Origin of the sequence: Maribacter sp. (assembly GCF_039968975.1) — a bacterium.
Classification (GTDB): domain Bacteria; phylum Bacteroidota; class Bacteroidia; order Flavobacteriales; family Flavobacteriaceae; genus Maribacter.
In genome coordinates this window covers 34,220-47,746 of sequence record NZ_JBDVOT010000263.1, presented here as the reverse complement: position 1 = coordinate 47,746, position 13,527 = coordinate 34,220, and the positions used below count along the sequence as shown (strand labels likewise).

Here is a 13,527-nt window from a genome sequence, read left to right as displayed (position 1 = left end):
TCAAGATTTTGAAGCTGTTGGGCGTACATTTTTTAAACTATCATCTGGTGTAACTACAGACTCTTTAGATTTTCAATTGAATTCTTATATAGAGCAGTTTGTAGATTTAGAGGAGGTTTTAAATGATGCCAACCATGATCCTTCAGACTGGTATAGTAGTCACCCATTTAGTCCATTACGAATTAAAGCATTAGAGTTATTTAACAAGAGTGAAACTTATGCCGCTTTCAATGATAGTATTACGGGTGAAATTACCGAAGAGGCAATGGAGGTAGAAATTAAACGAATAATGTCGTTAATGGAGCCAGAAAACCTAGAGGAAGAAGGTGAGCATTCAGAGAAGATTCAGCGTTTAATGTTTTTAGGGGGTTATTTAATATCTAATGCAGATGGTGTGGTAGATGATTCTGAAATACAAGCTTTAAGTAGTATTGTGGCTCCTAAAATTTTTGCCAATTGTATGATGACCATTAAGGGGCTTACAGAAGATGAAATGATCAGTGAAGTGCAGGAACTTACTCATGATCTACATATTGTACTTTCTGTAATGCAAAAACTGAACATTCTAAGAGATCTATCTATAATCTCTTATGCTGACGGACATATAGACGATAGCGAAGTCAACGTGTTGTATAACATTGCAAGACTTTTGTATATAAATACAGATTTTATTGACCGTGTCATTAGCGATGCTCAAGGTATTGAGTAGGTTCTTTGTTTATGAAGAAAAAGGCAGCAATTTAATATTGCTGCCTTTTTTTATTTACGCGCATTTATAAATCAAAACCCTAATGCTTCTAATACTTCAATTTTTGGTAATTCTTTACTTAATATACTTTCAATAAAAATACCTGATTTGTAACTGCCGTCTCTAAAATAGATGATTCCGTATCCGCTCCAAATACCATCTTTATATTCGCCAATATATTTTATAACATTTTGATAGTTTTCATTACTAAATGGTTTGTAGTTAGACCATTTGGTAATTCCGAATCCGTTTTTTTCATCATTCTTATAAGTACCCATAAAGCTATAGTCTAATTCTTGTGACAAGGTCATTCCATTAGGGCTAGTATCTTTCCAATTACTGAAGACGTAGGTATTTTCTTTTGGCTTATGTTGAATACCATAACCATTATAATTTTGATTGCTACCCTGACCTATATACCAGCCACCATCTTCTAATTCCCAATTTACAATATCATATTTTTCATTAGTCTCAAGACTATTAGAAGGTCCAAACAACCAATACCAAGAATTAATGTTCTGCAATTTTTCATTTTTATAAAATGCTTCTGCCGCTTCTTTTTGGCGGTCAGTTTGTCCAAATAAAGATTGGGTAGCTATGCTTAAGACTAAAAAGCTTAATAAGGTGAGTTTCATTTATTAGATATTGTTCAATTAATTATAGACGACATTTTAAAGTGCCAAATAGTTTTTAAGGCATTTGCTTTACCAATAGTTCTAATAGAAAAGTTTCTCTTTCAATAGACATTCCTTTTTTAGAACTTTCAAGCATGGTTTTCTTGTTGTGAGCAATAGCTTCGTATATATTTACCCACTTAGCGATCATACCATTTTTAATTTCATAATGTTCCATTTTAGAATCGCCTAACGCTGTATTGATATCACAGGTGTAGCAATAAGAAATCATATGTTGAATGTCAAAATCTGATTGATGCCATGGTCTATATTCTTCATAAACACCGAAAGGTTTAATGTTTCTTATATCTAAAGCTCCGGTTTCTTCGCTCAGTTCGCGCATCATACCTTTAATTTTATCTTCACCTTCATCTAAGCCACCACCCGGTAAACTATAATCTTCATATCGTTCTGTATAAAGTAGTAAGATAGTATCTCCGGACATAGTAATGCATCTGGTTGCCGGTCTTGTAAAAATCGTTTTGTTATCTAAAGAAGTAATATCTGGATGGTAGTGAGTTTTTAAATGCTGCATTAAGGTTTTAAAAGCTAAAGGTCTGTAGGTTTATAATTCTTATTTCAGCCTTCAAAAATAATAAACCTTTTGCCCAAATGAAAAGGAGTCGGTACTGGGTTTTTTATGGCTACTTAAAATTCTTTTTGAGTTAAGAGCCATAGCATGGTCAACGTATTTTTGTATGGATAGTACATCAACCAAACAAACACTCTACATGCGTATTCATATCATAATTTTTATATTTTTTTTGGTAAATGGTTCTCTGTTTTCTCAAACTACAGAAGAATCAAAATCTGCACATTCTAAAGAGGTTTCCCATACTTTTTACATGACTTCAAATGTTGGTAATGTTCCTTTTGAAAATGCACAGAGCGTATTGGAAGAGATTAATTTGGCATCTAAGAATGATGAAAATGCCACTCTATTATTACTGGGCAATACTGTAAATAAAAAAGGATTTTCAGAAAAGGATGAAGAGCAAGGTATAGCAAAGAACTATTTAAAACCTTTGATGAGCATATGGGATAATTTTAATGGCAATGTAATTATAACTCCAGGACAGAATGAATGGCAAACGGGAGCACCACAAAGTATTGATGATCTAGAATCTTTTTTGCAAGATAATAGCAAGGCAAAATTTTGGCCTAACGATGGCTGCCCTATTGAACGAGAAACTATAAATGATGATGTTGTCCTTGAAATGGTAGATTCTCAGTGGTTTCTTGAAGATTGGGATGATCACCCTTATATAAATCAAAAATGTGAACACAAGACAAGAGACCAATTTCTGGCAGAGTTTAAAGATGATTTAAAGGATAGTCAAGGGAAAACTGTCATTGTTGCCGTATACCAACCCGTAATGAGTAATTCTAAGATTTCTGTAGTAGATAAAATGGGCGGCTTTACACCTCAATCTTATCAAAATAAAGAGAATAGAAATTTACGTGGTAGAATGGAAACTATTGCTAGCCAATTTAACGATGTTATTTTCGTTTCTGGTAAAGACAGAAATTTACAATATTTAGAAGATGACGGCATTCCGCAAATTATAAGTGGAGCGGTGGGTAAAACAGAAAGAGCAAGAGCTTCAAAAGATGACCATTTTGAATCTGAGTCAAATGGGTATGCTAAATTAAGTATTTATAAAGATGGTAGTTCTGTAGTAGAACTTGTGGAAATAAATAATGAATCTAAAACGGTCTTTACTAAAGAGATTAAAAGAGAGCGTTTATCTATTGATGAGGTTTCTTACCCTGAAAAAACTGGAGCTACAACTGCAAAAGCTGCTATTTATACCGAAGAAGAAACGAATAAAAGCGGATTTTATAAATGGTTTTGGGGCGATCACTATAGAAACTTATACAGTAAGGAAATTGTGGCGCCTATTTTACAAATAGATGAGTTACCAGATAACGTAAGACCAATATCAGAGGGCGGGGGAACCCAGTCAAGATCTTTAAGACTTATAGATGATAATGAACATGAATATACATTGAGGGCGCTGCGCAAGAGTGCACTACGTTTTCTACAAACTAATGCAATTGATAATCATTATGTAGAGGATTACCTTAAAAATACTGTAGCTCAACGCTATTTAATGGATTTTTATACTACTGCACATCCTTACGCACAATTTGCCATGAACGATCTGTCTGAAAGCCTAGATGTATTGCATGCAAATCCTGAAATATATTATGTACCTAAACAGAAAGGTTTAGGTATTTATAATGAAGATTACGGTAATGCCCTATTTATGTTAGAAGAACATGCCGGTGACGAAAATAAAGATTTTGAGACCTTTGGTAACCCAGATGATATTATTAGTACTACGGATCTTCGTTTAGAGCTAATGGAGACCAAAGATTCTTATGTAGATGAACCAAGTTTTATTCGTGCTCGTTTGTTTGATATGTTGGTGGGCAACTGGGATCGTCATCAAGATCAATGGCGTTGGGCGCAATTTAAAACAGAGGATGGTAAAAAAAGATACGAACCAATACCACGAGATTGGGATCAGGCTTTTCCTAAGTATGATGGTACTATTATCGGTTTGCTGAAATTTACATTTCCACTGCTACGAAAAATGGAATCTTATGATGCTGATGTAAAGAACGTTAAGTGGTTCAATCTTTCTGGATATCCATTAGATAAGACATTTATGAAGACAGCGAAGTGGGCAGATTGGAAAGATGAAGTAAAATTTATTCAAGAGCATTTATCTGACGACGAGATAGAAGCCGCTTTTAGTTCTTTACCTAAAGTTGCGCAAGACAATAGTATAGTAACCATAAAAGAGAATTTAAAATCAAGAAGAGATAAGTTAGAGCAAATTGCGAAAGAGTATTATGAATACTTGAATAATTTTGAAGTGATATTAGGTACTGAGGACGATGATAATTTTTTAATAACGAGAAAGAATAATGGGGAAACAGAAATAACCATTGCTCATGACACCCTAATTTTTAATAACACATATTACAAAGACCAAACTAAGGAAATTTGGATATATGGGCTTAATGGTCAAGATTCCTTTAAAGTGGAGGGAGAAGGGTCCGATTTTATTAATGTGAGGATTATTGGAGGCAAGAAAAATGATACTTATGATTTTGAGAATACGAAGAAAGTAAAATTGTATGATTATAAGAGTAAGAAGAACACTATTGTAAATAAAAGTTCGAAAAAATGGCTAACGGATTCTTATGATATTAATACTTATGACTATCAAAAAAGAAAGTATAATGAGAATATTGTTTTTCCAAGTGTTGGTTATGATGGTGACACCGGTTTTAGAATAGGACTTAAAGACCGTTTTACTACATATGGTCTTGCCAATAACCCATTTAAGTCTCAGCATACCATAGGTGCAGAATATTATTTTGCTACCAATGGCTTTGCATTAGAGTATAATGCAGAATTTGCTAATGTATTTTATAAATGGAATTTAGGATTTGATGCTAGATACGCTAGTCCTAATTTTACTATGAATTATTTTGGTTCTGGTAATGATTCTCAATATGATAGAGATCAGGATCGCGATTATAATAGGGTGCGTATTAGACAATGGAATATCTCTCCTTATCTAATCCGAAGAAATGCGAGCAGTAGTTATTACTTAAAATCATCTTTAGAGTCTTTTGATGTTTCAAATGATGATGAAAGGTTGGTTGGGCAAGTATTTGCAGCTGACAATGATGTGTATGAGCAACAGTTATATGTAACGGGTGAATTAGGCTACGGTTATAAGAATGAAAACGATCCCGCTTTTCCTAATAGAGCAATGTCTGCAGATGTAGCTGCTGGTTATACCACTGCAGTTAATGGTTATGATAATAGATTTGCATATGTAGCACCTTCTTTGGCATTGACATACCCATTGCACCCTAGTGGTATAGCGGTGCTGGCAACCAAAGTGGCCGGTAAAGCAATTTTTGGTGATGATTATGAATTTTATCATGGATCGGTAATAGGGGGTAACACTAGTTTACGCGCTTATAGAAACGAACGATTTAATGGTAAATCATCATTTTATCAAAGTACGGACCTTAGGGTAGGAATAACCCGTTTTAGAACTAATTTTATTCCTATACAAATGGGAGTTAGTGCCGGGTTTGATTACGGGCGTGTTTGGTCAGATAATGATAATTCTTCAAAATGGCATAACGATTATGGCGGGTCTGTGTGGATTTCTGGATTTAGTGCACTTACCGGTAATTTAGGATTGTATCATGGTGATGACGGAAATCGTTTGGTATTTAGTTTAGGTTTTAATTTCTAATTACATCAATTCTAGAAGTAAGCTAAACTTTTAAATCTTGTTAAAATAGACTTGAAATAGTCTTCTCTTAGAAAAGATTTTGCAATAATTTTGTGACAGCTGAATTAAGAGTATTTGAAAGGCTATTTCTAAAATATTTTATGAAGTTTATTTTACGTTTTATTTTATCCATTTTTATTGTTTCTATAAGTTTTATGAGTATTTCTGCTAATGCTCAATTAGTTAATATAGAATCTAAACGAATGCATACAGATTCGTTGAGGTTTGTTTTGAATAGCGACTTGCTTTTTAATTATACCGATAACAATGGGGAATATATTCTGCAGGTAAAATCTAATGTTGCTACTCAATTTAAGTCCAAGAATCTAAAGAGTATATATTTTTTGATAGGTAATTTGAGCTTAATAAGATCAAAGGATGAAGATTTTCAAAATTCTTATTTTTTACATGCTCGTTTTAATCAGAAAATAACAGATGTTGTTCGTTTTGAAGCTTTTGTGCAAAATCAAAGTAATGAGAACTTAACCATTTCAGATAGAAATCTTTTAGGGGTGGGCTTACGTCTTAAAATTTTCGATAAATCTGGTACTCTTGCCTATTTAGGAAATTCATATATCTATGAAATTGAATCTGTGGCAACGACCGATCAGAAATTTTATAATCATAGAAATAGCAGTTATCTGTCCCTAAATCAAAATTTCAAAAAAGTTAATTTAGATATTACGGGTACATTATACTTTCAACCGTTATATGATAATATAAGCAATCATAGAATACTAAGTCAGTTTAAGGCTCAAATGCCACTCACCAAAAGAATCAGTTTTTCTGCGCTCTATAACTATGCTGTAATTAATTTTAACTCTGATCTAGAAGACAACCGGTCTTCTAATGTGAGCTTTGGGTTTACTTTAGATTTGTAGTTCAGTATAAGAATTGATTATTTAATATGTGTTAAAATTATGCAGATTGCATAGCGAAGATTTAGGCCTCAATTTGCTCCTTTGTTTAAATCAACGATTATTTTAAAAAATAATCGTCACCATCTTTAAAAGCAGCAACACTAGTGCGTTATTTATCTAAAGGACTAGTGCTGTAAAAGTTATTTATACATTCTTCTTTCACTATTCAAGTATTTAAAATAGGTGCAAACAAACTTTGTTGCTCTCTAAACTAATTTAACGACCTGATGTACTCCTTTCATCTTCTATATAATTCTTGTTATGCTCAGTTATTTTTTTCATAAATAGATGTTGTTAGTATTGAACAGCATTAATAATTTGTTTAAAAAGTGCTTATTTTTAAGAATGGCTATAGAAGGTTTTCTTATTTAAAGTTTACTTAATAACCTTAGTTGCTCTAGCTCTAATTCTGATATGTTTTTTTGAGCCCTAAGTATGTCTACAGCATCCGTATCATTGTTGAAAATAGCAATAGCTATTTTACTAAGTACGCCATCTGTTTTATTTATTAAGTTCTCAAGTTCCTTCTTGTTAAGGTGAAGCTGTTTAGCAGCTAATAAGCCTGCCAGATGGTTTGTAGTATTTCTTGTATAGTGGCTTTTAGTATACGTAACAGTTGAGTTTAATAGTGCTTTACTTTTGACTGTTTCGTTAAGCTTATTAAGTGTTATTGCAAGTAAATAATCTGTAATTCTTTCATCTGGTGAGTATGGTTTGCCTACACCAATATTTTCAGGCCATTGTTTAGCTTTTTCTAATATGGCTTTTGCTTCGATATAATTCTTTTTTAAAATAGCACTTAAGGCTAGTGCTTGGTATGTTTTTTCATAAATTTTTCTACTTTCATTAGCTAGCTCAAAAGGAAGTACATTAATATTTTCGAGTATTATTGCTACTTCGCTGTATTGTTCTAAGCTTAATAAAGATTTGGCATGTGCCAAAGCTATGTTATAGTTTTTAGGGAATTCCTTAGTTGCTTTTTTAGAAAGATTATAGGCTTTTTCAAAATCTCCAATATTTTGATATAGCAGAATATTTTCTTCCCAAATCTTCCAATTATTTGGTTGTAAATCTAACGCTCTTTGTAAATCAGTAATAGCTATTTTTTTTGAGTTTTCAGCTAACTTGGATTGCAGAAGTTTAGCTCTAAATTGATAAAAAATAGAGGAGTTGGGTGTATTTTTTAATTTTTCTAGGATAGTAATACCTTTGCTCTTTAAGCCTACTGCAATATAGTTTTGAGCTAAGTAATATTTTAGTTTCCAATTATCATTTTTGGCGCTAGCCCATTTAAGAACAGGAATAGTTTCTCTGCGATAAGGGAATACAAAATCAACTTGCTTATTAATCGCTGAACTTAACAAAACTTCACTTTCATGAGGACTTGTAACTTTTTTTAAAAAAGCCAACCACAATTGATTTTTTACGGTTTCTTTACTCATAGATAGAGCTTCAATTGCTTTTTGGTCAAAACCCAGCTCTTTGTAACGTAGTGCAATAGTTAAAAAAGATTCTTCTTTAAATTCATTTTGTATATTCAAATCATTAACAATTGTATTTGAACTTTTGTTTTCAAGAGCAACAAGATAGTTTAATGGGTCTATATGTAATAAGTCCTCTTTTGTCTTACCAAGAGCTTTACTGTCATTTTTTGCGTTTGCGGCAAGTAATAATACTTCTCTTGCGTTCACGTTATACGTATTAAAATCTAAGGCTTTCTGTGCGTAGGTTTCAGCACGTGTTAGTTGTTTGTTAGCTAAATATAACTCGGCTATTTGTGCATAAGATACCGACCTGAATTTAATATCGCGAGCTGCCCACCCTAAAGATTCTAATGCATTAACAGTATCATTATTTGCTCTATATGCTATACCTGCCATGTAGTTAGCACTTGCATTATAGGTGTCCATTTTTAAAACGGTGTTTGCATATGTTAATGCATCATTATAATTACTTTTTCGGTATTCTAGTTCCGCCAATTTGGTTAAGGCAACGCTATGCGAAGGGTCAATGTTAAGTAAGTTTTTAAGGTGTTCTTCTGCCTTTTTATATTCACGGTATTCTATAGCTTCGATACCTGCAAAAAGTAATTTTTCTGTTTCAGAAACATTTAAATCCTTGTCAGAGAAAAAAGGTCTTTTTATATCCTTCGGCTTGTTTATAGGCTTATATTCTAACTCAGTACCCAATACAGATACTTCGATATCTGCCTGTGTTGTAGTCACTATTTTTTTAGAATAAATTTCCATGGGCTTTAAATTCAGTGTTTCTATAATGGTTTCTTGACCATTAAAAATTTGAATTTTAGTGTCTAAATTTTGTAAAGCATTTACTTTTATATAGGTTTCTCCATCTACTGTTTCTACATTTAAAACACCTTCTGGTGAAGCATCAACCATACCGCCAATTTGCTTAAATGGAAACCAAATTTCGCTCCATTTGTCCATCATATAGGGGTCGAAACCTACTTGACTAATTGGGTTAACGGCATTAGTAGGTTGGTATTGGTCAAAAAGTCTTCCTGCTTGAAATTCAATATATTGCCCATCGGTATCAGTTAATAAATCTTCCCAAATTCCGCCAGATCTAGATAATGCCCATAACCAAAGTTTTTGCCCTGGCATTTCTTCATATAAAGACCAATGTCCAAAACCAAATTCTGTATCATGATAATATCCGCCAAAAAAATCATCAAACTCACCTACAATATGATAAGATTTAGAAGAGCCAAATTTATTTTCATTGTACATGGCTAGGTTGTGCTTTTCTTTATCTATTGGCCATGAATGTGAATTTCCATTATGTTCTAAATGCTTATTGCCAGGAATGAAAAATTCTAAGTCATTACTTGCTTTAGCTGCCCCGGTCATCCAATTATAATAAGATGTAGTTAGTGGAGAAGCATTGTACCAAGATGCATTGGTTTCAAAATACGCTTTATCTTTTTCTAACTTAATCTCTACGGTCCATTTTGTATTTGATGGTAAATCTATATTGCTTACAATACAACTGACACTACCATCTAAATTAGTTTTAGTTATATAATCTACTGGAGTTGCTGTTGAAGGGTGGTGACCAATGATACCAAAATTAAACTCAATACCACCAGAAGTCCAAGGACCTCGCATGGCAATATTTCTAAATTTTATTACTTCATTTTTATATAAAAATTCCTCTCCTGTACTCTTTTCAATAGCACCCCAAATTTTACCACCAATTTCTGGAAGTATTTGTACTTTTATATAATCATTTTCTAAGGTTACAACTTTCCACTCTTGCTTTTTAGATGTATGCTCATACCTTTCAAATTTAAAATAGGGAATTATTTTCGGGTTTTCAGCCGATATGGGTACAGGGTTAGGTTCACTAAAACCATAGGTTTCCAATGATAGTATTTCTTCTTTAATTGAGATAGATTGTGCCGTGGTAGAACTATAAAGCCCACTAATCAATAATACTAAGATAATCTGAATTTGTGTTCGCATTAAAAATTAAGTTTATACGTTTTAGGAATTTGATTGTTTCTTGAAAATATGATAATTGGTTCTTTGTCCGCGTTAATGATGGCTTTAATATCCCTTACTTCACCATCTATATTGAGTCCACTTTTCTTTTGGTCAATAGCTTTAAAATCTCCTTTTCCATCGCCTAAAAGAAAGCTGCCTTTATTGGCATCATACCTGCCATATTTTACTCTAGTGCCAAAAAAGTTGCCAGCCATAAGTACATCTAAATTGCCATCTTCATTAAAGTCATCTATAAGAATACCGTAGATAGGAGCAAATTGGGTAGAAGCGGGTAGGGGCGTTATTTTAAAATTATTTTCACCAAGATTTTCTATATAACTACTAGCAAAGTAATTGGCTTCTAGTATATTGGTGTTCTTTAATTCTTCTGCAGTGAAAATATCTGCAATTTTTTGGTCAGCATAATCTGAGTAATTAATGTATTTTCCTTTTAAATAGCTGAGTTGACCAATTAAATCATCCCTCGAGAAAACAGGATAGCTTTCCCCTTGAATGTATGAAGTTAATATAGGGTCTAGTGAACCGTTTTTATCAAAATCTTTGACATACAGCTGAACGGGTTCTGCTTCAGAAGCTTTTAATTGGGAGTTTAAACCAAAATTACCGACGATATAATCTGTGTCACCATCATTGTCGAAATCACCAGACTTAATAGTATTCCACCATCCTTTTGTATTATTTAGTGTTGAGTTTTTGATTTCGGTTAGTTTGCCACTTTTATTTTCGAACAAACGAATAGACATAAACTCACCAACTATGATTAAATCTTCAATACCATCTCCACTAAAATCGCTCCATAAGGCATCTGTAATCATTCCTAAATGATTTAATTCTTCATTTATAGACGTTGTAACATCTGTAAAATGACCTTTACCATCATTTTGTAGTAGATAACTTTTTGGAGCTGTTGGGTATTTGCCAGGTACTAATCTTCCACCAACGAACAAGTCTAAATCTCCATCATTGTCAACATCGTTAGCACGGACTACAGCACCGCTTGTTTTCATGTTTGGTAATGCATTGCTCAATTTTGTAAATTTACCTTTACCATTATTTAGGTACAGTCTATCTTGTAATTCCGTGGCATTCTGTTCAAATTCATTACCACCACTAACTACGTATAAATCTAAATCTTTATCATTATCAGCATCAAAAAAGAGCGCATTTGTATCTTCTGATATTGCGTCATCTACTAAATCGGATAGGGCAATACTAAATTCACCATTATTTTGTTGTATTAATATTTGTCCGCTTTGCCCTTTGGCACCAGCAATAAACAAATCTTCTAGATTATCACCATTTACATCTCCTTTTGCCATTTTAGGACCTTGAGTAGAAAGTTTATGAGGTAATAATTGTTCTGTTTTAAAATCTATAAAATTGTTTTCTTGATGTTTAAAAGGAATTAGACTATCTATTGATGTATCAACAAAATATTTTATAGCATCTGTTTCACCAATTGCAATGGGTTTTTGTGCATCAATTTGTTGTAGTTTAATGGTTTGGTTGCTAGGTATGTTCTGCAGTGTTTGTACTTTAAAATCTGGCCAAATAATTGTTAGCTTCTGTATAGTGTCATTTTTTCCTAAACCAAAGACAACCGTATTATCTACTGAAGATTGATAACCTCTTGTAGGCATGGTTTCTTGAACCAAAACTTGGTCATTTGTAGTTATGGATATTTTTGAACCAATACCAAATGTATTTAAACCTTTACCTTTTAATTGTATTCTTAGGTAATTATGCTCTTTTAACGTTTCACTATTATTTCGATAAATAAAAGCTTCTTCTTCTATATTATTAACGATTAAATCTAGATCACCGTCATTATCTAAATCTGCATATGCTGCTCCGTTAGAAAGTGATTTGTTATCTAATCCCCATGCCGAATTTACTTTTGAAAAAGTTAGGTCTCCATTGTTATGATACGTGTAATTTTCTTCAATTGTAGCAGGAGAATTTTCCAGTAACTCCATGATTACTGTTTGCTTTCCTGTTTTATTCTCTTTTAATTTTTCTTGGACAGCAAAATTTATGAAGTCCATATTGGTGTAATCTCTTTTGTATCCATTTGTGATAAAAACATCTTTGTAACCGTCATTATCTAAATCTGCAAAAAGTGAAGCCCAACTCCAATCGGTATTTGATATGCCAGAAAATTGACCTATTTCTGAAAAGGATTCTCCGTTGTTATTTAGTTGAAGCATATTACGCATGGTTTGGTTGTAAAAACCAGAGTTGACTAGTAGTTGGTATTTGTCATAATTATCTGGTCCTGAAACCATTTTTTGACGGTAATTACCTTCAGGGAGCATATCTAAAGTTATAATATCCATATAACCATCATTATTAATATCAGCAATATCTGAACCCATTGAAAACAATGAGGTATGCCCAATATATTTCTGAAGGCTTTCTGAAAAGGTGCCGTTTTTATTATTGATATACAGGTAATCTTGTTCATTGTAATCGTTAGATACATAAATATCTGACCAGCCGTCATTATTAATGTCAGAAATTGCTAGACCTAATCCGAAACCCAATACATTAGAGATAAGACCGGCATCAGTACTTACGTCTTTAAATATTCCGTTGTCATTTCGGTATAATTTATCTGAAAAGGCAGGGTTGTTTTTACTCTTTAATGATGCTGTAATTTGCCCAAAACCAGCATATTCTTGTGTGGAGTGATTAAGGATGTAAGCATCTAAATCTCCATCCTTATCATAGTCAAAGAAAGAAGCTTGTGTGGAATAACCAGAATTGGCTAGTCCGTATTTTGAAGCACTTTCTGTAAAAGTTAAATCGCCATTATTTATAAATAATAAATTTTGACGCATTTTAGGACTAGGTGCCGCAGACCTACATACATAAATGTCCAGCAATCCGTCACCATTTACATCTGCCATTGTTGTGCCTGTATTCCAAAGGCCTTCTGCAAAGACTCCTGCTTTTTCTGCTACTTCATCAAATTCAAAATTCCCTTTATTTATATACAATCTACTGCCAACCATATTACCGGTAAAGTAAATATCTTGTAAACCATCATTGTTTAAATCACCAACTGATACGCCGCCGCCATTATATAAATAACCATATTCTAAAACATTGAATGCTTCTGTTTCTTTTAGAATATTCTTGAACTTTATACCTGTGACATTAGCTTCTAATTTGGTAAAAAGCTTTTCTTCTTGTGTGGAACATGAAAAGACTAGAATGAGTAAAATAAGGAAAGAAAATAACCTATACATTGATATAAAAAATTTGGTGATCTCTTCTAAGATAGTGTGAAAAAAATAGTAAAAAAAAGCACCAATGTTTAAGTTG

At 32.8% G+C, this 13,527-nt stretch carries 7 protein-coding genes; 3 read left to right on the top strand and 4 right to left on the bottom strand.

Annotation, left to right across the window (positions count from 1 at the left end):
• Positions 1–709: TerB family tellurite resistance protein (locus ABJI11_RS18060; protein WP_348355511.1), on the top strand; the 709-nt coding region annotated here is incomplete at its 5' end.
• A 71-nt stretch (positions 710–780) separates the two neighbouring features.
• Here the strand turns inward: ABJI11_RS18060 and ABJI11_RS18055 are convergent.
• Together ABJI11_RS18055 and ABJI11_RS18050 are read right to left on the bottom strand one after the other, a co-directional pair.
• Positions 781–1,383 (bottom strand): hypothetical protein, encoded by a 603-nt coding sequence (locus ABJI11_RS18055; protein ID WP_348355509.1) that lies wholly within the window; start codon positions 1,381–1,383, stop codon positions 781–783.
• Positions 1,384–1,438: 55 nt separating this feature from the next.
• The gene (locus tag ABJI11_RS18050; protein WP_348355507.1) at positions 1,439–1,957 is read right to left on the bottom strand and encodes an NUDIX hydrolase; all 519 of its coding nucleotides are present in this window, start codon (positions 1,955–1,957) and stop codon (positions 1,439–1,441) included.
• Positions 1,958–2,120: 163 nt separating this feature from the next.
• On the opposite strand from ABJI11_RS18050, the gene ABJI11_RS18045 reads away from it, so the two are divergent.
• Together ABJI11_RS18045 and ABJI11_RS18040 are read left to right on the top strand one after the other, a co-directional pair.
• Positions 2,121–5,714 (top strand): metallophosphatase, encoded by a 3,594-nt coding sequence (locus tag ABJI11_RS18045; protein ID WP_348355504.1) that lies wholly within the window; start codon positions 2,121–2,123, stop codon positions 5,712–5,714.
• Positions 5,715–5,854: 140 nt separating this feature from the next.
• Positions 5,855–6,634: a DUF481 domain-containing protein gene (locus ABJI11_RS18040; protein ID WP_348355501.1), complete on the top strand. Its 780-nt coding sequence runs from the start codon at positions 5,855–5,857 to the stop codon at positions 6,632–6,634.
• A 407-nt stretch (positions 6,635–7,041) separates the two neighbouring features.
• On the opposite strand, the gene ABJI11_RS18035 is transcribed toward ABJI11_RS18040, so the two are convergent.
• Positions 7,042–10,158, bottom strand: a complete 3,117-nt coding sequence (locus ABJI11_RS18035; RefSeq protein WP_348355498.1) for a DUF5107 domain-containing protein — start codon at positions 10,156–10,158, stop codon at positions 7,042–7,044.
• Positions 10,158–13,451: a VCBS repeat-containing protein gene (locus ABJI11_RS18030; protein ID WP_348355495.1), complete on the bottom strand. Its 3,294-nt coding sequence runs from the start codon at positions 13,449–13,451 to the stop codon at positions 10,158–10,160. The genes ABJI11_RS18035 and ABJI11_RS18030 overlap by 1 nt, the downstream gene beginning before the upstream one ends.
• Between the last annotated feature and the right edge of the window lie 76 nt (positions 13,452–13,527).

Excerpts from the sequence above, each read along its gene's own strand:
- ABJI11_RS18055 (WP_348355509.1), bottom strand. The coding sequence starts at position 1,383 with ATGAAACTCACCTTATTAAGCTTTTTAGTCTTAAGCATAGCTACCCAA.
- ABJI11_RS18050 (WP_348355507.1), bottom strand. The coding sequence starts at position 1,957 with ATGCAGCATTTAAAAACTCACTACCATCCAGATATTACTTCTTTAGAT.
- ABJI11_RS18045 (WP_348355504.1), top strand. The coding sequence starts at position 2,121 with ATGGATAGTACATCAACCAAACAAACACTCTACATGCGTATTCATATC.
- ABJI11_RS18040 (WP_348355501.1), top strand. The coding sequence starts at position 5,855 with ATGAAGTTTATTTTACGTTTTATTTTATCCATTTTTATTGTTTCTATA.
- ABJI11_RS18035 (WP_348355498.1), bottom strand. The coding sequence starts at position 10,158 with ATGCGAACACAAATTCAGATTATCTTAGTATTATTGATTAGTGGGCTT.
- ABJI11_RS18030 (WP_348355495.1), bottom strand. The coding sequence starts at position 13,451 with ATGTATAGGTTATTTTCTTTCCTTATTTTACTCATTCTAGTCTTTTCA.